Genomic DNA, 18,700 nt, shown 5'->3' on the forward strand with positions numbered 1-18,700 from the left:
AAAGGAACCTCATCCACCGAGGTGGACGGGGTATCAACATATCTGGCGTTGACTTTTGGCACGCTGTTGAGTTCTCAAGGAACGGACGCTTCCTTTGGATTCCCTCTCGGGTTTCCTCCGGGCGCTTCCCTTCTGTGTTCCACACTCTATCAGGCCGTTTCGGGCTTTCGAACCACCGCTTTTCCGTAGGCATACGGAAACGCACGATTCGAGAATCTCGATCGGGATTCTGAGGAGTGCCGCCCGCTGTCTCCTGGCCGCAAGTTGCTTGCGTCCTGGCTGTCCGGGGCAGGTCTCAGACAGTACAACCACCGCGGCGGGCGAGGCAAATCGATTCGGCGCGGGCGGGGGGCTCTCGCCCGGTGTCGCTCATGCGGAACCGTCGATTCTTATGACTTACGCTTCTGAACGGTGCGCCGTCCAGGACAGGTAGTGACGGCGGCCTGATGAATCTCCACCCCTGGGAGGCTTCCCATGACCACCGTGACGTCCCCGCTCGCCGGACGCGCCATCGGACTCGAGGCTGTGCCCGATCCGGTGTTCTCCGGAGCGATGGTGGGCCCCGGTACCGCCATCGATCCGGTTCGTGAGCCGTCCGAGGCATACGCGCCCGTGGACGGCGTCGTTGTTTCTCTCCACCCGCACGCGTTCGTCGTCGTCGACGCCTCCGGTCACGGTGTGCTGACGCACCTCGGTATCGACACCGTCCAGCTCAACGGCGAGGGCTTCGAATTGCTCGTCAACAAGGGCGACACGGTGCAGCGCGGCCAGGCCGTCGTGCGCTGGAACCCGGCCGCCGTCGAGGAGGCCGGCAAGTCGCCGGTGTGCCCCGTCGTCGCGCTGGAGGCGACCGCCGACTCCCTCGGCGAGGTCCGCGAGGACGGCGACATCAAGTCGGGCGACACGCTCTTCACCTGGCAGTAGCCGGGCGCCGTCCGGGCGGACGGCAGGTACGACATCCACCGCGGCGGCACCGGCCGCCGCATCAACCGGAGACGGGTGAAATGGAGACAACGCTGCGAGGCGTCGGCGTGAGCCACGGTGTGGCCATCGGCGAGGTGCGGCACATGGGCACGGCGGTTCTCGAACCGCCGGCCAAGCAGGTTCCGGCGGACGAGGCGGAGCGCGAACAGGGGCGTGCCCGCCAGGCCGTGGAAGCCGTGGCCGCCGACCTGATCGCGCGGGGCAACCTCGCGGGCGGCGAGGCGCAGGCCGTCCTGGAAGCCCAGGCGATGATGGCTCAGGACCCGGAGCTGATGGCGGATGTCGATCGGCGGATCGCCGTCGGCAGCACCGCCGAACGTGGGGTCTACGACGCGTTCGCCGCCTATCGGGCGCTGCTCGCCGGGGCCGGGGAGTACCTCGCCGGCCGGGTCGCCGACCTCGATGACGTGCGGAACCGTATCGTCGCCCGGCTGCTGGGCGTGCCGATGCCGGGTGTGCCCGACAGTGACGAGCCCTATGTGCTGATCGCGCGGGATCTGGCGCCGGCCGACACGGCGCTGCTGGACCCGGCGCTGGTGCTCGGGTTCGTGACGGAGGAGGGCGGGCCGACCAGCCACAGCGCGATTCTCGCGCGGGCGCTGGGGGTGCCGGCCGTGGTGGCGCTGCCGGGTGCGGGTGAGCTGGCCGAGGGCACGGTCATCGCCGTCGACGGCAGTACCGGTGAGGTCTTCGTCGACCCGAGTGCGGAGAAGCGGGCGTCGCTGGAGCGGGCCGCGGCGGAGCGGAGGGCGGCGCTGGCGTCGTCGTCCGGTCCGGGGGCCACCTCCGACGGGCACAAGGTGCCGCTGCTGGCGAACGTCGGCGGTCCGGCGGATGTGCCGGCCGCGGTCGAGGCCGGGGCGGAGGGTGTCGGGCTGTTCCGGACCGAGTTCCTCTTCCTGGACGACAGCTCCAAGGCGCCGTCCGAGGACAAGCAGGTCGAGGCGTACCGCAAGGTGCTGGAGGCCTTCCCCGAGGGCCGGGTCGTGGTGCGGGTGCTGGATGCCGGGGCCGACAAGCCGCTGGACTTCCTGACGCCGGCCGACGAGCCGAATCCGGCGCTGGGTGTGCGGGGGCTGCGGACGCTGCTGGACCACCCCGATGTGCTGCGTACGCAGCTCACGGCGCTCGCCAAGGCGGCCGAGGGGCTGCCGGTCTACCTTGAGGTCATGGCCCCGATGGTGGCGGACCGGACCGACGCGAAGGCGTTCGCGGACGCGTGCCGGGAGGCCGGGCTGCGGGCGAAGTTCGGCGCGATGGTGGAGATTCCGTCGGCCGCGCTGCGGGCGCGTTCGATCCTCCAGGAGGTGGAGTTCCTGTCGCTGGGCACCAACGACCTGGCGCAGTACACCTTCGCGGCGGACCGTCAGGTGGGCGCTGTGTCGCGTCTGCAGGATCCGTGGCAGCCGGCGCTGCTGGATCTGGTGGCCCTCTCGGCCGAGGCGGCGAAGGCCGAGGGCAAGAGCTGTGGTGTGTGTGGTGAGGCGGCCTCCGATCCGCTGTTGGCGTGTGTGCTGACGGGTCTGGGTGTCACCAGCCTTTCCATGGGTGCGGCGTCGATTCCGTATGTGCGGTCGACGCTGTCGAAGCACACGCTGGCGCAGTGTGAGCGGGCGGCGGCCGCGGCGCGTGCCACGGACACCGCCGAGGACGCGCGGGCGGCCGCGCAGGCGGTGCTCTCCGGGGAGTGATCCTGTGCGGCGCGGTGCGCCGTAGGAGGCTTGATGGCCGTCCCGCCCTTGTGGCGGGGCGGCCGTTCGTCGTCAGCGGTGGCGGTGGGGGTCGGGTGGGGGTGTGAGGGGGAGGCCGGGGGCGTAGTCGACGCCGTGCTCGGGTGGGATCGGTTCGCCGGTGTCGGCGTCGGTGCAGTAGGCGGTGAAGACCTGGGCGGCGGTGAGGGCGTGGGGCCAGGCGTCGCGCAGGGACCAGCCGCGGACGGTGTCGCGGGGTGCGTCGTGTGGGGTGCCGGTGGTGTTGTCGGTGGTGCGGGAGACGAGGCCGCCGGGGGTGTGCAGGGCGAGGCCGGCGGCGAGGACCGTGCAGAAGACGAGGGCCTGGGTTTCGGAGAGTTGGAGCGGGCCGCCGTCGGGGGCGGTGGCGTGCAGGACGGCCAGGAGGGACGGTTCGCCCGCCGGGATGCTGCACACGAGGTGGTGGGTGCCGGCGCCGAGGGCTTGGAGGAGTTGGCGGACGGCGTCGGTGGCGCGGGTGAAGGCGGCGCGGGCGAGGTTTTCGCCGCATTCCTCGCAGTCGCCTGCGCGGGCGAGGAGGGTGGAGGCGTGGTCCCAGGTCGCCCGGCGGTCGGCCTCTTCGACGAGTAAGGGAAGCAGGTGGGTCAGCGGCTCGCCGGCGTAGGGCAGGGTCGGGCCGGTGCAGGCGAGTTCGGCGGTGTAGCGGGTGCGGCTGGTGGGGTCGTCGGGGTCGAGGGCGAGGTCGGTGCAGAACTGTTCGTAGGCGGCCGGGTCGAAGAGGCTGAGGGTGGTGTGCACGCCCTGGGTGGCGAGGGTGCGCAGCAGCGTCTCCATGTGGTGGAGGTAGGTGCGGTGGTCGTCGAACGGGAAGGTGCGGTAGCGGCGCATGGCCGCGAAGTCCCGTTCGTCCGCCAGGACGGCGGCGGTGCTGGGGACTTCGCGGCGCAGCGGGTGGTGGGCGCCGGTGTGGTCGGTGGGCCGGGATGTGGCTGTCATGACTCCCCCTCGGTGGGATGCGCGCAGCGCGCATCACCCGTCACCGAGAGTAATCGGGGGGTCTGACAATGGCGGTCCCGGCGGCGGGTGAGGGCCTGGGGGGCCGCCGGAGGGGCTTCAGTTCGCGCGGTCGTGGGCGATGCGCTCGTAGAAGCGGAGCAGTTCGAGGTTGTCCACGGAGCCGGGGTTGACGGCCTTTTCGAGGGGGGTGCCCTGGAGGAGGCGTTTGACGGGGACTTCGATGCGCTTGCCGGTGAGGGTGTGCGGTACGCCGGGGGCTTCGATGATGTCGTCGGGGACGTGGCGGGGGGAGAGCTGTTCGCGGATGGTGCGTTTGATGCGGGTGCGCAGGGCGTCGTCGAGGGTGGCGCCGGGGGCGAGGTGGACGAAGAGGGGCATCCAGTAGCCGCCGTCGGGGAGTTCGAGGCCGATGACGAGGGATTCGCGGATCTCGGGGAGCCGTTCGACGGCTTCGTAGATGTCGGCGGAGCCCATGCGCACGCCTTGGCGGTTGAGGGTGGAGTCGGAGCGGCCGTGGATGATGACGCTGCCCCGGGAGGTGAGGGTGATCCAGTCGCCGTGCCGCCAGACTCCGGGGTACATGTCGAAGTAGCTGTCGTGGTAGCGGCTGCCGTCGGGGTCGTTCCAGAAGTGGAGGGGCATGGACGGCATGGGGTTGGTGACGACGAGTTCGCCGACCTCGTCGGTGACGGGCTTGCCCTGGGGGTCCCATGCCTGGAGGTCGGTGCCCAGGCACGGGGCCTGGAGTTCGCCGATGTGGACGGGGAGGGTGGGGACGGCGCCGGCGAAGCAGCTACAGACGTCGGTGCCGCCGCTGACGGAGGCCGTCCACAGGTCGGCGCCGCTCTCGGCGAAGCTGTCGTGCAGCCAGCGGAAGCCGTCGGGCGGGAGCGGGGAGCCGGTGGTCGCGACGCAGGTGACGGTGGAGAGGTCGAGGTCGCGGGCGGGGTGGATGCCGGCTTTGCGGCAGGCCATGACGTAGGCGGCGGAGGTCCCGAAGACGGTGGTGCGGGTGCGTTCGGCGACCCGCCATTGGGCGGAGATGTCGGGGTGGCCGGGGCTGCCGTCGTAGAGGACGATCGTGGCGCCCACCAGGAGGCCGGCGACGAGGAAGTTCCACATCATCCAGCCGGTGGAGGTGTACCAGAAGAAGCGGTCGTCGGGGCCGAGGTCGCAGTGCAGGCCGGTCTGTTTGAGGTGTTCGAGGAGGATGCCGCCCTGGGACTGGACGAGGGCCTTGGGCAGGCCGGTGGTGCCGGAGGAGTACAGGACCCAGAGGGGGTGGTCGAAGGGGACCTGTTCGAAGACCGGTTCGGTGTCGCCGGTGGTCAGGTCCGACCAGTTCAGGGCGCCTTCGGGGGCGGGGGTGCCGAGCAGGGGGATGTGGACGACGGCGCGGAGGGTGGGCAGTTCGGCGCGGAGTTCGGCGACGGTGTCGCGGCGGTCGTGTTCCTTGCCGCCGTAGCGGTAGCCGTCGACGGTGAACAGGACGACCGGTTCGACCTGCTGGAAGCGGTCCAGCACGCTGCGGGCGCCGAAGTCGGGGGCGCAGGAGGTCCATACGCCGCCGACCGCGGCGGTGGCCAGGAGGGCGACGACGGCCTGCGGGATGTTGGGGACGTAGCCGCTGACGCGGTCGCCGGGGCGGACGCCGAGGCGGCGGAGTGCGGCGGCCAGCGACCCGACCTGCGCGCGGAGCGTCCGCCAGGTGACGGGGGTGGGTTCGTGGGTCTCGTCTACGTGGAGCAGGGCGGGGGTGTCGGCGCGGGCCGGGTCCTCGGCGGCGCGCAGGGCGTGCTCGGCGTAGTTGAGGGTGGCGCCGGGGAACCAGCGGGCGCCGGGCATGGCGCGGTCGGCGAGGACCGTTTCGTAGGGGGTGGTGAAGCGGACGTCGAACCATTCGGCGGTGGCCTGCCAGAAGCGGGGCAGTTCGTCGACGGACCAGCGGTGCAGGGCGGCGTAGCTCGCGGCGGGGTCGCCGGGGGTGGGGGCGGGCGCCTGGTGGTGGGCGGCGGCCCAGGTGTGGAAGCGGGTGACCTGTGCGCCGGCGATACGGTCCGGGCCGGGCTGCCAGAGGGGTTCCGGCTGGTGGGCGGACTGCGGTGCGGTGGTCATGTGGCGGCTCCCGGGCGGTACGCGTCGTGGGCGTCGGGCGCGCACGGCGGCGGGGGTCTCCCGGCCCAGCGGGTGGGCGAGTGCGCGTGACACGGCTTGTCAGGACGATGCCATGTGATCGACTCGTGCACCAGAGCGGGCCCCGCATTCGGGGATGAGGGGTGGGTGGGGTGCCCGGTCGCGGGTGGGGGGTTTCGGCCAGGGTGCGGCGGTGTGGGCGTCGGGGAGGTGGCCGGGTGGCCGTCCCCCAGGTGAACGGCAGTTGAACGAGGCCGCCGAGCGGGGGCGGTGATGGCAGGCTGACCGGCATGAACGGGCGGGATCTGGTGCGGTCGGTACGGATGGTCGGGACGGTGCGGGGGCTGCGGTCGGTGCGGATGGCGTGGCGGCGGCGCAGAGCGGACGCGCTGGCGTTGCCGGGGCGCGGGGCGGAGCGGGCGCGGGTGCCGGGCGCCGCGCTCGGCGCCGAGCCGCAGCCGGGCGGCGGGCTGATCCACTTCGCGCGGTCGTCCCTGCGGGTGCGGGTGGCGGCGGGCGGCGCGGTGTTCTGCGGCTGGGACGGTGCGCAGCCGGAGCCGTCGTACGCGCTGGCCGGCGGCTGTCCGGGGGTGGACGCGCGGGCGGTGCTGGAGCCGGACCGGGAGGGGGGTTGGCGGGTCGTCTCCCAGCGGGTGATGGTCGCGGTGTCGCGGTACGGCGCGGTGGAGGTGCGTACGCCCGGGGGTGTGGTGCTGCGGCGGGAGCTGCCGCCGCGGTGGTGGGACCGTACGGCGCCGTCGGCGGACGGGACCGGCGGGGAGGACGCTCCGGCGGGGTGCGGCGAGTCGCGGTGGGTGCAGCGCTCGCAGGTGGCGGCCGACGCGCGGTTCTTCGGGCTGGGCGGCCGGGCGCACGGGCCGCGGCTGCGGGACGGGGTGTACCGGCTGTGGAACACCGATCCGGGCGGCGCCTTCGAGCCGGGTGACGATCCGCTGTCGCTGACCATGCCGGTGCAGATGGTGGTGGCGGACGCCGGGACGCATCTGGTCTTTCACGACAATTCCTGGGACGGGCGGGTGGCTCTGCGTGAGGGCGCGGAGGGGGCTGGTTCCGGGCACGACCGTCCCGGCACGTGCGAGGTGCGGATGGACGGCGGGCCGCTGCGCTACTGGGTGCTGGCGGGGAGTCCGGCCCGGGTCCTGCTGGGCTGGACGGCGCTGACCGGTGCGCCCGCGCTGCCGCCCCGCTGGGCGCTGGGTTATCAGCACGCGCACGGGGGTTCGGGTGGCGGGGCGGAGGTGCGCCGGGTGGTCGCCGGATACCGGGAGCGTGCTCTGCCGCTGTCCGCCGTCCATCTGGACGGCGACCATCACGACGGGCACCGGGCCTTCACCGTCGACCGGGAGGGGTATCCGGATCTGCCGGCTCTGGCACGGGAGTTGCGGGCGGGGGGTGTGCGGCTGGTGTCGGTCGTGGATCCGGCGGTGAAGGCGGAGCCGGGTGGTGCGGTGTACGAGGGCGGGGCGGCGGCCGGTGCCTTCGTGCGGGACGCGCGCGGGCGCGAGGTGCGGGGCGTGGGGTGGGCGGGCGAGTCGGTGTTCCCGGATTTCACCGACGCGCGGGTGCGGGCGTGGTGGGGTGCGTGGTACGAGGAGCGGCTGGCGCTGGGGTTCTCGGGTTTCTGGCACGACATGAACGAGCCGGTCTCGTTCACCGCGTTCGGTGAGCGGACGCTGCCGCGGTCGGCTCGGCACGCGCTGGAGGGGCGGGGCGGTGACCACCGGGAGGCGCACAACGTCTACGGGCTGGCGATGGCCCGGGCCGGCTACGAGGGGCTGTGCGCGCTGCGTCCGCACGAGCGGCCGTTCGTGTTCTCGCGGTCGGGCTGGGCGGGTTCGCAGCGGTACGGGGGGAGCGGGTCGGGGGAGGTGGCGAGGGGCTGGCCGGGCCTGGCGGCTTCGCTGTCGCTGGTGCTGGGGCTGGGGCTGTGCGGGGTGCCGTACAGCGGTCCGGATGTCGGCGGATCCTCCGGGGCGCCGTCGCCGGAGTTGTATCTGCGGTGGTTCCAACTGGGCGCGTATCTGCCGTTGTTCCGGACCCGTTCGGGGCTCCGGGCGGGGCGGCGGGAGCCGTGGGAGTACGGGCCCCGGGTGCTGGAGCATGCCCGTGCGGCGTTGCGGGAGCGGGCGCGGCTGCTGCCGTATCTCGACACGCTGGGCCAGTGGGCGCGGCTGACGGGCGCGCCGTACGTGAGGCCGGTGTGGTGGAACTCGCCGCGCGACCGGGCGCTGCGGGACTGCGACGACGCGTTCTTGCTGGGGGACGCGCTGCTGGTGGCTCCGGTGCTGGAGGCGGGTGCGGTGCGGCGGTCGGTGCGGTTGCCGCGCGGGCGGTGGTACGACACGGCGACCGGGCGCGCCTATGAGGGGCCGGGGCAGGTGCTGGTGGAGGCACCGCTGGCGCGGATACCGGTGCTGGCGCGGGCCGGGGCGGTGATTCCGGTGGCCGGGGCCGATGGGGGGACGGAGCTGGAGGTGTGGGCGCCGGCGGCGGGGCGGCGCGGCGGCGGGCTGGTGGTGCCGGACGCGGGGGACGGCTGGCGGCGCCCGGGGGTGGAGCGCTTCGTGTCGCGCTGGGAGGACGGGCGGGTGGTCGTGGAGCGGAAGGACGGGAGCGCGGCGGGGTATCCGGTGCGGGTGCGGGGGGTCGCGGCGGAGGCGGAGCGGTAGCGGGCGGGGCGGGTCGGCGGGCCTGTCGCCCGAACATGCCTGGGCGTGCTCAGGAGTTGGGGGCCTTCCCTCGGCGCGGCGGTGCTGGTAGACGGGGGCCATGTCGAGACTTCCCGCCGCGTTGCGCGGCCTCGCCGTCGCCGCCGCTCTGTTGGCCGTCACCGCCCCGCCCTCCGCCGCCGTCGCGGGCGGCGCCGCCCCGCCCGCGCACGCCCCCGGCGCGTTCGCGGGGCACAGTGTGCCCAAGGACCCGGTGGCGCCTGAGGAGTTCGTCGCGCTGCGCCGGGTCGATCCGACGATCCTCCAGGACATGCGCTACTTCACGTCGCACAACTTCCTGGGCGTGCCGGTGACCGGCTACCGGGCGCCGATGTGTCTGCTGACCCGGGACGCGGCGCGGGCGCTGCACCGGGCGCAGCGCGCGTTCCTGCGGCGCGGCTACTCCCTCAAGGTCTACGACTGCTACCGCCCGCAGCGCGCGGTGAACCACTTCGTGGCGTGGGCGAAGGATCTGGACGACGAGCGGATGAAGGCGGAGTTCTATCCCCGGGTGGCGAAGTCGGTGCTGTTCCGGGACGGCTATATCGCGGAGAAGTCGGGGCACAGCAGGGGCAGTACGCTCGATCTGACGCTGGTGCGGCTGCCGGCGGCGCCCACCCGGCCGTACGTACCCGGTGAGCCGCTCTCCGCGTGCTACGGGCCGGCGGCGACCCGCTTCCCGGACAACTCGCTGGACATGGGCACCGGTTTCGACTGCTTCGACACACTGGCGCACACCCTCGATCCGCGGATCACGGGCGAACAGCGGGCCAACCGTCTGCTGCTCAAGGAAGGTCTGGAGCGGGCCGGATTCGTCAACTACCCGAACGAGTGGTGGCACTACACCTTCACGCCGGAGACGTTTCCGGACACCTACTTCGACTTCCCCGTCGCCCGCCGGTCGCTGCGCGGCCGGTGAGCGGCCCGGACTTGTCGGCGGCGGTCGGCCCGTAGGACTCCAGGACGACGGGTGCGGCGAGGGTCTCGGAGAGCGCGTCGGTCCAGGCTCCCGGGTCGCTGCCCGGTGTGCGCCACCGATCCGGCCGGGCGGTCAGCAGCCGTTCGGTGAGCCGCTGCCGGCGTGGCAGGTCGCCGGGCGGCGCGGCCGGGATGCGGTGCAGCGGGCCGTCGGGGGTGCGGTAGGCGGTGGCGATGCGCAGGGCGCCGTGGCGGGCCGGGGCGTCGAGGTGGGTGACGGCGAGGGCGTCCACTCCCCCGCAGACCGCGACGGCGTAGCTGTGCGCGGGCGCGTCGAAGTGGCCGGTGCGGAAGGCTCCTTGCCAGCGGCCGTGGCCGTTGTGGCACTCGGGGAGGGCGGCGGCGAGGTCCGGGTCCTCGGTGACGAGCGGACCGGGGCCGTGCCGGGTGGTGTAGGTGCGTACGACGCCCAGGCGCAGCGCGTCCCGGGCCCGACCGGCTTCGGCGAGGAGGGTTTCGGCGCCGTCGAAGGTGGTGGTGGACCAGGTGGTGTACGGGTGGAAGCCGTGCCATTCGTCCAGGAGGACGCCCTGGGCGCCTTCGAAGACGACCGGTCCGCGGCGCAGCAGCCGGGGCAGGTGGGTGTCGTCGACGAGGGTGACGTGGTCGGCGAAGGCGGTGAAGGCGGCCAGGCAGGCGTCGGGGGGCGGGGCTTCGAGGGGGCCGAGGGCCGCGGTGAGGCGGTCGCGCAGCAGGGTGAGTTTGCGGCGCAGCACCGCGGGTGCGGCGCAGTCGCCGGCGGTGGGGGCGTCGGTGGGGTGGTCGAGGGCGTAGGCGGCGGTTTCGCCGATGCCCATGCCGCAGGAGCCGTGCCGGGCGGCGCCGCGGGCGCGCTCGCGGGCGCGGTTGGCGGCGGCGTGGTAGGGGGTGGTGAGGCGGGCGCGCCGGTCGATGGTGAGCAGGCCGAGCGGGTCGGGGACGCGGAGGGAGGCGAGGTGGCGGGCCTCGGCGGCGAGCGCGAGGGGGTCCACCAGCATCAGGTGGGAGAGGAAGGTGGGGACGGCGTGGAAGGTGCCCGAACCGAACTGGGCGAAGGTGTGGTGGCGGCCGTCGATGGTGGTCACGTTGTGGGCGGCCTGGGCGCCGCCGTTGAAGCGGATCACGGCCGTGACCGGCGCCGCGCCCGCTCGCGGGGCGCAGAGCCGGTCGACGACGGTGCCCTTGCCGGCGTCGCCGTAGCCGAGGTCGACCACGAGGGTGTGCACGAGGGGTCCTTACCGGAAGGGGCCGTTGCCGGGGCGGCCCGTGGACGAGCGGCGTGGTTACAGGCGGGTGGTGCCCGGGCCCGCTTCGGCCGGCGCGTCGAGCAGGGGTGCGCTGGAGCGGGCGAGGGTGTCGCGGCCGCGGTCGAGGGGGGCCAGTGCCCTGCCGACGCTCTCGCCGGCGGCGGAGCCGATGTCGGCGAGGTCGTCGAGGCCGGCGGCGAGGTCGATGGCTTCCTCGCCGAGCCCGATGGTCAGGGCGAGGGTTTCGCAGACGGCGTCGAGGTCGTCGAGTTCGATGACGTTCTGACCGAGCAGTTTGCGCCAGGTGCGCAGCACGGCGGTGTTTCCGACGTGGGTGGCGCCCGCCGGGACGATGAAGTAGACCTCGAATTTCCGCCGTACCTCCGCCAGGATGGTGGTGAGGGGGACGTCTTCGGTGACGTGGTCGCCGAAGACGGCGCGGATCTCGCGGGCTTTGACCTTGCCGTAGGGCATTTCGTCGCCGATGAGGAAGAGGTAGCCGCGGCGGCCGCGCTTCTCGTGGCAGTCGAGGCTGGTGTGGCGTGCCATGGCGTAGAGGGCGAGTTCGTATGACTCGGTCATCTGGCCGCCTCCGCCGCCCTCCAGGAGGATGTTGCCGAGGTCGTCGTCCATGCGGTTGTCGGACTCGAACTGGCCGATCTGGAGCGGGACGCGGTCGCAGGTGGCGTCGCCGACGGCCCCGAAGAGGATCTGCGGATGCTCGACATATCCCTTGCGCAGCAGCAGGCCGAACAGCTCCGGCAGTTTGGTCTGCAGGACGCGCGGTACGGACCGCATCGAGCCGGTCACGTCGAAGATCACGGACACGGCCAGTGAGGTGGGGTGTTCGTCGGAGTCGCGGCTCTCGCGGGTGCTCAGGCCCTTGGGGTCGAGGGTGGGATGGGCCGTCCAGGTGTGCCGTGGGGCCGAGGTGGTGACGCGGTCGCTGTAGTCGAAGGCGCTGGTGCCGGCGGCGGCGCGGTAGTGCGCGGCGGCGCCGTAGACGTCGGTGGACCAGGTTCCGCTGCCCATGGTGAATCCCCCTGAGGTGGTGAGCGGTCGGGTGTCGGTGGTGTGCGTCGTGCCGGAGGCGCGTGCGGTTACGGGTGCCGGGCCGGTTCGGGCATCGTGAACGGGCGGAAGACGCGCGGCCCGTGGAGGCCGTCGAGGAGCGCGTCCAGTTCGGCCAGCAGGCGCCAGGCGTCGTGCGGGCGGCGGGCTTCGGCGGGCAGGGTGCAGCCGCGCAGGAAGGCGCGCATCGGTCGGGGGGCGCGCTCGCCCATGAGGGCGCCGAGCGTGCGGGAGGCGAGATGGATATCGGTGGCCTCGGTCGCCGGGCGGCGCGCGGTGGCCTCGGGCGGATAGCTGTCGCGGTGGCGGGTGACGAGCGCGGGGAGCGGCTCGCCGGGGGTGGTGCTGTAGCACCAGTCGATGAGGACGAGGCCGTGGTGCCCGGGGTGGATCATCACGTTCTCGGGGACGACGGCGCCGTGGACGCGGCCCGCGCGGTGCGCCCAGCCGAGGGCCACCAGGAGGCGGCGCCACATCCAGGCGGCGTCGCGCGGGTCGAGCCCGTCCGGATACGCGTCGTGGACCTCGGCCAGCGTGCGGAAGCCGGTCAGCGGGACGACGACGTTGACGCGGCGTTCGGCGGCGGTGGCGGGGTCGCGGTGCCGGAAGGATTCCAGCAGGCGGGGCGCGTACGCGCGGTGGCGGGGCGCGCCGTGCCGGGCCAGGTGGGACAGGGCTCGGGCCTCGCGTTCCATCAGGTCGTTGTCGGCGGCGGCGCGCGGGATCTTCAGCAGGACGGTGTGCCGGGTGCCCTCGTGGTCGTACGTGGCTTCGCGCAGTACCGCGAGGTCGCCGGTGGCCCGGGTCGGGCCGAGGGTGTAGGTGCGGCGGCGGGTGGTCAGGGTCGGGCGGGTGGCCTCGGTGCGGCCTCGCCACAGGGCGTTGAGCCGGGTGAACTCGGCGACGGCGCGGTCGTGTTCGGTGGCGGGGGCGGTGTCGGGGTGCAGCAGGCGGGCGAGTGCGCGGTAGGCACGGGCGGCTTCGGTGTCGTCGGCGGGGAAGAGGTCGGCGGGGCGGTGGGCGGCGGCCAGCGCGGTGCGGGCCGCGGCGCGGTCGCGGAGGGCGCCGGCGGCCGTGGTGGCGGTCACCGGACGTCGTCCTCACGGTCGGGGCGCAGCAGCGCCGGGTGCAGCAGGCGGGCGTCGCCCGCGCGGTAGAGGCGGGCGCGGGGGCCGCCGCGCGTTCCGCCACGGGTGGCGGTGGTGCCGGTGGAGTCGACGAAGCCGGGGACGGAGAGCACCTTGCGGTGGAAGTTGCCGGCGTGCAGTGCGCTGCCCCAGACGGCTTCGTAGACGTGGCGGAGTTCGGCGATGGTGAATTCCTCGCCGAGGAAGGCCGTGGCCAGCGGGGTGTACTCGATCTTGGCGCGGGCGCGGTCCAGGCCGTCGGCGACGATCCGGGCGTGGTCGAAGGCCAGCGGAAGGGAGGCGGCCGGGCCGGGCACGGCGTCGTCGGCGGGCCGGGGCACGGAACCACCCCCGTGGATCCCGTGCCCCGGGCCCTGCTCTGGGGGACGCGGGCGGGCCGCGTCCGGTTCGTCGTCGGCGCGCGCAATATCGGGGCCGGCCGCGCGCCCCCCACCCGGGGCGCGGTCGTCGCCGAGCGCGAGGGCGGCGACCGGGATCCAGGCCGCGGCGGACGCGTCGCCGCCGCCCCGCGCTTCGGGGAGGTCGGGGGCGAAGGCGAGGTAGGCGATGGTGACGACGGGCATCCGGGGGTCGCGGCCGGGGTCGCCGTAGGAGCCGAGCTGTTCGAGGTGGACGCGCTCCAGGTCGGTGGCCTCCAGCCCGGTTTCCTCGGCCAGTTCTCGGGCCGCGGCCTCGTCGAGCGATTCCCGGCCGGCCCGGACGAAGCCGCCGGGCAGGGCCCAGTCGCCCCGGAAGGGCCGGCCGCCGCGCTCCACGAGCAGGACGTGCAGGGCGCCTTCGCGCAGGGTCAGCGCGACGATGTCGACGCTCACGGCGATGGCCGGGAAGTCGCGGGGGTCGTAGGCGGCGAGGAACGCGCCGTCGCCGTCGCCCGCCGCGGTGTCTTTCCCGCTGTGTGCGTCGTCCGCGTCCACGGTCGCCCCCTGGTCCTGTCATTCTCAGTTTGAGTCTTTCTCGGAACGAGAACAATGTAGCACCGGGTGACGGCGCACGTCCAGGCGCCCGGCCGACCGGATGCCCGGAGGCGCCCTGGCGACCGGACTTCCCTGCCGGGGGGCGCCGTGCCAGACTCCAGACACAAGGTTCCTGACGCTTCGTCAGTTCACTTACGGAGGAGGGGTCGTGGCGCGCATACGCAAGCCCGTGGTGCCGGGTTGGTTCGACCAGGACGCCGCGGATTTCCGGCTGCTGGGCACGCGGTGCCGGGACTGCGGCGCGGTGTTCTTCCCGCCCGAGAACTCCTTCTGCCGCAATCCCGCCTGCGACGGCACCGAGTTGGACCGGGTCCCGCTGTCCCGTCGCGGCACCATCTGGTCCTACACCGACGGCCGTTACCGCCCGCCCGCGCCCTACGTGTCCGACCCCCACACCGCATGGCAGCCGCACCTCCTCATCGCCGTCGAACTGGCGGCGGAGCGCATGGTCGTCCTCGGGCAGGCCGCGCCCGGCGTCACCGCCCGGGACCTGACGGTGGGCGCGGAGGCGGAGCTGGTGCCCGGGGTCCTGAGCGAGGACGGCACGCACACCTGGACGACCTGGCACTGGAAGCCGGTCCCCCGGGACGCGGAGGGAGCGGCATGACGGGCGACGTGGCGGTGCTGGGCGCGGGGATGCACCCGTGGGGGAAGTGGGGCCGCGGCTTCGTCGCGTACGGCACGAAGGCGGCCCGGGACGCGCTCGCCGACGCCGGCCTCGGCTGGGACGCGATCCAGAGCGTGGTGGGCGCGAACACGGTGCGCGGCGGCTACCCCGGCTACGTCGCGGGCGCCACCTTCGCCAAGGCGCTGGGCTGGCAGGGTGCCCGGGTCACCAGCGTCTACGCGGCCTGCGCGTCCGGCGCGCAGGCCATCGACACGGCGCGGGCGCAGATCCTGGCCGGCATGGCGGACGTGGCGCTGGTGGTGGGCGCCGACGCCGCGCCGAAGGGGTTCTTCGCACCGGCGGGCGGCGACCGCCCCGACGATCCGGACTGGCTGCGGTTCCGGGTGCTGGGCGCCACCAACCCGGCGTACTTCGGGCTGTACGCGCGTCGCAGGATGGCGCTGTACGGCGACACGGTGGAGGATTTCGCGCGGGTGAAGGTGAAGAACGCGGCGGCGGGGGCGGCCAATCCGTACGCCCGCTATCGCGAGCCGGTGACCGCCGCCCAGGTCGCGGCCTCGCCGGTGGTCGCCGATCCGCTGCGGCTGCTGGACATCTGCGCCACCTCCGACGGCGCCGCGGCGCTGGTGCTCAGCAGCATGGACTTCGCCCGGCGGCACGGCGCCGCGGACCCGGTGCGGATCCGGGCGGTCTCCACGGCCACCCCGCGCTATCCGCGCACCGTGTTGGACCTGCCCGACATCGCCACCGATTCCGCCGCCGCCGTCCCGGAGCCGGCGACCGGCTTTCGCACCGCGCTCGCGCAGGCCGCCTACGAGGAAGCGGGCATCGGTCCCGGGGACCTGTCGCTGGCCGAGGTCTACGACCTGTCCACCGCCCTGGAGCTCCAGTGGTACGAGGATCTGGGCCTGTGCGGCACCGGGGAGGCGGCGAAGCTGCTGCGGGACGGCGCCACGGCGCTCGGCGGGCGGCTGCCGGTGAACCCCAGCGGCGGGCTCGCCTCGTTCGGTGAGGCGGTGCCGGCCCAGGCCATCGCGCAGGTCTGCGAGCTGACGTGGCAACTGAGGGGGCGGGCGGGAGCGCGTCAAGTGCCGGGAGCTCAGGTGGGCATGACGGCCAATCAGGGGTTGTTCGGGCACGGCTCGGCGGTGGTCGCCGTACGGTGAGGTCCCCTACGCTCCGGAATGGCGCGTGAACAGTGCGTGAACCGCGCGCCCCCGGGGTGCGCGCGGGGGCATGCTGCTGCTGTGCCTGCCTGGACGGACCAGCTCCGATTCGCCTTCCAACCCGTCGTGAACCTCGCGACCGGCTCGGTCGCCGCGCTGGAGATACTCGCCCGGCCCGAGGACGGCGCCGCCGGTCTCCTGTCGTCCGCGCACCGCTCCCCCGACCTGGACGCCGAACTCGCCGCGCTCGCCGTGCGGTCGGCGGCCCGCCAGGAGACGCTGCTGCCGCTGCACCTCAACGTCTTCGCCCGGACGGTCTCCGAACTCCCGGGGCTGACGGCGCTGGGCAGGGCCGTGCGCGAGGTGGGCCGACGGCCGTGGGAGATCACCCTGGACCTCGGCGGGCCGTTCACCCATGTGCCGCGCCGGGCGCTTCTGGAGAGCGTGGCGGGGCTGCGGGACGAGGGCTACCGCATCTGCGCGGACGGAGTCGGCGACGGCGACCTGCCGCTGCGGCTGCTCGGGGATCTCGCCCCGGACCTGGTCAAGCTCGACCGGTCGCTGTGCGCGGGCCTGGACGCCGACCGGGGGCGGCGGGCCGCGGTGGCCGCGATGCGCCGGCTGTGCGAGCAGGTCGGCGGGCTGCTGGGCATCGAGGGGGTGGAGACCGAGCGGCAGTACGCGGCGGTGCGGGAGGCCGGGGCGCAGTTGGCGCAGGGCCATCTGTTCGCGCCACCGACGCGCCGGCCGACCACCGACATCTACCTCCCGGCCGCCCGAACGCCCACCGGTGACGGCCCCGCCGCGCCCTGCCCTCCGCCCGCCGGGCCGCCCGTCACCCAGTTCCTGCAACCGGCCGCGCTGTTGCCGATGTCCGCGTCGGCGGGCGCGGTGCGCAGCCATCTGACCGGCTTTCCCGCGGTGTCGGGCGTACTGCTGGTGGACGGCGACGGGGTGCCGGTCCGGGCGATCGACCGGGACCGGTTCCTGCTGTCGCTCTCCGGGCGCTACGGGCACGCGCTGTACGCCGACCGGCCGGCGCTGCGGCTCGCGGACCGGCCGCGGACGGTTCCGGCGGACGCCACGGCGTGGGAGGTGCTCGATGTGATCGCCGACGGCGACCGGGACCGTACCGGCGACGATGTGGCGGTGGTGGACGAACGCGGCCGGTGCATGGGCGTGGTGCATCTCGCGGACATTTTGCGGGCGTTGGCGGAGAGCCGGGTGGAGGAGGCGGCGCGGCTCAATCCGCTGACCCGGCTGCCCGGGTCCGACGCGGTCAACGGCGAGGTGGACCGGCGGATCGCCGAGGGCCGGGCGTTCGCGCTGAGCTGGCTGGACGTGGACGGGTTCAAGCAGGTCAACGACGGTGCCGGGTTCGCGGCGGGCGATGAGCTGATCCGCGCGGTGGGGCGGGTGCTGGCCGAGGTGGCGGCGCGCGAGCCGGCCGCCCGGGTGGGCCATATCGGCGGTGACGACTTCCTGGTGCTGACCGAGCCCGCGGGCCTCGATCCGTTCGTGGCGGCGGTGCTGGACGCGCCCTGGTCGGCGGGCGGACTGCCGGTCACGCTGTCGCTGGCGACGGTGGTCTGCCCGCCCGGTGGCGTCACCGGCCACCGGCAGGCCGCGGCCGCGCTCGCGCCGCTGAAGAAGGCCGCGAAGGCCGCCTCGGGTGCGAGCTGGGTGGTGGGCCTGGCGGGGTCGGAACGCACCGAACTGCGCCGGGGAAGGCCGGCCCGGGCCCCCGGACCGGTCGGCCCGCCGTACGGCAGCCCGGCCGGTCAGGACGGGGTGCGGGCGGGCGGGTGACCGGCGCCGGCCGGGCGGCGGGGTGGCTGCCGCGCGCCGCGACGTCGATCAACTTGCCTTTGGACACGTGACCTTGACGCCCCCTCACCTCGGGTGAACACTTCCGGGTGTCAGTCGGCACGCCGCGTCCGGGCACCCCGGCAGCGTGGCGACCGCCGTGCGCCGCGCTGCCGGCCACCGGCGGTTTTCCGACGCGATGGCACGCTCGGCGCCCGTGCCGGGCGGGGCGCGTGACGCGGGTTCGACCCCGCCGTCGCCGGCTCCGCGGCACGGGTGGCACGCACCCTGCACGGAGGACCGGGGGCCGTCCCCCGGGCGAGGGCAAAAGGAGCCGCCATGTATTCCGCTGCGGACATTCTCGTCGGTGAAGTGATCGGCACCGCGATTCTCATCCTCTTCGGCGCCGGCGTGTGCGCCGCCGTCACCCTGCACCACTCCAAGGCGAAGGCCGCCGGCTGGGTGGCCATCGCCTTCGGCTGGGGCCTGGGCGTACTCGCCGGGGCCTACACCGCGGCGCCCCTGTCCGGCGGGCACCTCAACCCCGCCGTGACGGTCGGCTCGGCGGTCGCGGGCGGCACCGAGTGGTCGAAGGTGCCGCTCTACGTCGGGGCGCAGCTCGTCGGCGCGGTGCTCGGCGCCGTACTGGCCTGGGCGCTGTACTACGCGCAGTTCGCGGCCAACGACGGGCGGCCCGGTGGCGCGGCCTCCCAGCCCACGCTGGGCGTCTTCGCCACCGCGCCGGAGATCCGCAACCCGGCCGCCAACCTCGTGACGGAGATCATCGCCACGATCGGGCTGGTCCTGCCGCTGCTGTTCTTCGGACAGAACAAGGGCATCGGCATCGGGCAGGTCCCGGGCGAGGACGCGGGCGTCTACGGCTCCGGCATCAACGTGCTGCTCGTCGCGCTGCTCGTCGTCGGCATCGGGCTCTCCCTGGGCGGACCCACCGGCTACGCCATCAACCCGGCCCGTGACCTGGGGCCGCGCCTGGTGCACGCCCTGCTGCCGATCCCGCGCAAGGGCTCCTCCGACTGGGGTTACGCCTGGATTCCGGTGGCCGGGCCCCTGATCGGCGCGGTGCTGTCCGGTCTGGTCTTCCGGATGGTGTTCTGACCCGACGGGCCATGCCCTGCCTCAGCAGACCCC

15 protein-coding genes are annotated in these 18,700 nt (G+C 74.0%); 9 read left to right on the top strand and 6 right to left on the bottom strand.

Translation table 11 applies throughout. The features are described 5' to 3' along the window. From ACZ45Z_RS14655 to ptsP, 3 genes are all read left to right on the top strand, one after another. Positions 1–189 (top strand): hypothetical protein (locus ACZ45Z_RS14655; RefSeq protein WP_468361673.1); only part of this gene is annotated, 189 nt, incomplete at its 5' end. Positions 190–474: 285 nt separating this feature from the next. Next, positions 475–924 (top strand): PTS sugar transporter subunit IIA, encoded by a 450-nt coding sequence (locus ACZ45Z_RS14660; protein ID WP_468361676.1) that lies wholly within the window; start codon positions 475–477, stop codon positions 922–924. Positions 925–1,004: 80 nt separating this feature from the next. Then, entirely contained in the window at positions 1,005–2,675 is a 1,671-nt protein-coding gene (gene ptsP, locus ACZ45Z_RS14665) for a phosphoenolpyruvate--protein phosphotransferase (RefSeq protein WP_468361679.1), read from the top strand. Positions 2,676–2,747: 72 nt separating this feature from the next. On the opposite strand, the gene ACZ45Z_RS14670 is transcribed toward ptsP, so the two are convergent. Both ACZ45Z_RS14670 and ACZ45Z_RS14675 read right to left on the bottom strand, forming a co-directional pair. Continuing rightward, positions 2,748–3,671 (bottom strand): hypothetical protein, encoded by a 924-nt coding sequence (locus ACZ45Z_RS14670; RefSeq protein ID WP_468361682.1) that lies wholly within the window; start codon positions 3,669–3,671, stop codon positions 2,748–2,750. Between the two features lie 117 nt (positions 3,672–3,788). Continuing rightward, entirely contained in the window at positions 3,789–5,807 is a 2,019-nt protein-coding gene (locus tag ACZ45Z_RS14675) for an acetoacetate--CoA ligase (RefSeq protein ID WP_468361685.1), read from the bottom strand. 308 nt (positions 5,808–6,115) lie between these two features. Here ACZ45Z_RS14675 and ACZ45Z_RS14680 point away from each other — a divergent pair, with 308 nt between their 5' ends. Together ACZ45Z_RS14680 and ACZ45Z_RS14685 are read left to right on the top strand one after the other, a co-directional pair. Further along, entirely contained in the window at positions 6,116–8,515 is a 2,400-nt protein-coding gene (locus ACZ45Z_RS14680; RefSeq protein WP_468361688.1) for a glycoside hydrolase family 31 protein, read from the top strand. 100 nt (positions 8,516–8,615) lie between these two features. Then, entirely contained in the window at positions 8,616–9,473 is an 858-nt protein-coding gene (locus ACZ45Z_RS14685; RefSeq protein WP_468361691.1) for a M15 family metallopeptidase, read from the top strand. Here ACZ45Z_RS14685 and ACZ45Z_RS14690 read toward each other — a convergent pair. From ACZ45Z_RS14690 to ACZ45Z_RS14705, 4 genes are all read right to left on the bottom strand, one after another. After that, the gene (locus ACZ45Z_RS14690) at positions 9,403–10,737 is read right to left on the bottom strand and encodes an adenylosuccinate synthetase (RefSeq protein ID WP_468361693.1); all 1,335 of its coding nucleotides are present in this window, start codon (positions 10,735–10,737) and stop codon (positions 9,403–9,405) included. The two genes, ACZ45Z_RS14685 and ACZ45Z_RS14690, sit on opposite strands and share 71 nt — an antisense overlap. A 57-nt stretch (positions 10,738–10,794) precedes the next feature. Next, the gene (locus ACZ45Z_RS14695) at positions 10,795–11,790 is read right to left on the bottom strand and encodes a hypothetical protein (RefSeq protein ID WP_468361695.1); all 996 of its coding nucleotides are present in this window, start codon (positions 11,788–11,790) and stop codon (positions 10,795–10,797) included. 68 nt (positions 11,791–11,858) lie between these two features. Then, complete coding sequence (locus tag ACZ45Z_RS14700; RefSeq protein WP_468361698.1) at positions 11,859–12,917, bottom strand: protein kinase family protein; 1,059 nt, start codon at positions 12,915–12,917, stop codon at positions 11,859–11,861. Continuing rightward, the gene (locus ACZ45Z_RS14705) at positions 12,914–13,891 is read right to left on the bottom strand and encodes an NUDIX hydrolase (protein ID WP_468361701.1); all 978 of its coding nucleotides are present in this window, start codon (positions 13,889–13,891) and stop codon (positions 12,914–12,916) included. Before ACZ45Z_RS14705 ends, ACZ45Z_RS14700 begins: the two co-directional genes overlap by 4 nt. Positions 13,892–14,099: 208 nt before the next feature. Between ACZ45Z_RS14705 and ACZ45Z_RS14710 the strand changes: the two genes are divergently transcribed. The 4 genes from ACZ45Z_RS14710 to ACZ45Z_RS14725 all read left to right on the top strand — a co-directional run bounded on the left by ACZ45Z_RS14710 (position 14,100) and on the right by ACZ45Z_RS14725 (position 18,667). After that, a complete protein-coding gene (locus tag ACZ45Z_RS14710; protein WP_468361704.1) occupies positions 14,100–14,558 on the top strand; it encodes a Zn-ribbon domain-containing OB-fold protein in 459 nt (152 codons plus the stop codon). Continuing rightward, on the top strand, positions 14,555–15,745 hold the full coding sequence (locus ACZ45Z_RS14715; protein ID WP_468361707.1) for a lipid-transfer protein: 1,191 nt from the start codon (positions 14,555–14,557) through the stop codon (positions 15,743–15,745). The genes ACZ45Z_RS14710 and ACZ45Z_RS14715 overlap by 4 nt, the downstream gene beginning before the upstream one ends. Before the next feature lie 81 nt (positions 15,746–15,826). Further along, positions 15,827–17,554 (top strand): bifunctional diguanylate cyclase/phosphodiesterase, encoded by a 1,728-nt coding sequence (locus ACZ45Z_RS14720; RefSeq protein ID WP_468361710.1) that lies wholly within the window; start codon positions 15,827–15,829, stop codon positions 17,552–17,554. A gap of 336 nt (positions 17,555–17,890) precedes the next feature. Further along, positions 17,891–18,667: an MIP/aquaporin family protein gene (locus tag ACZ45Z_RS14725; protein ID WP_468361713.1), complete on the top strand. Its 777-nt coding sequence runs from the start codon at positions 17,891–17,893 to the stop codon at positions 18,665–18,667. Positions 18,668–18,700: the final 33 nt, after the last annotated feature.

The sequence above is a fragment of the Streptomyces sp. NPDC031210 genome (assembly GCF_055570395.1).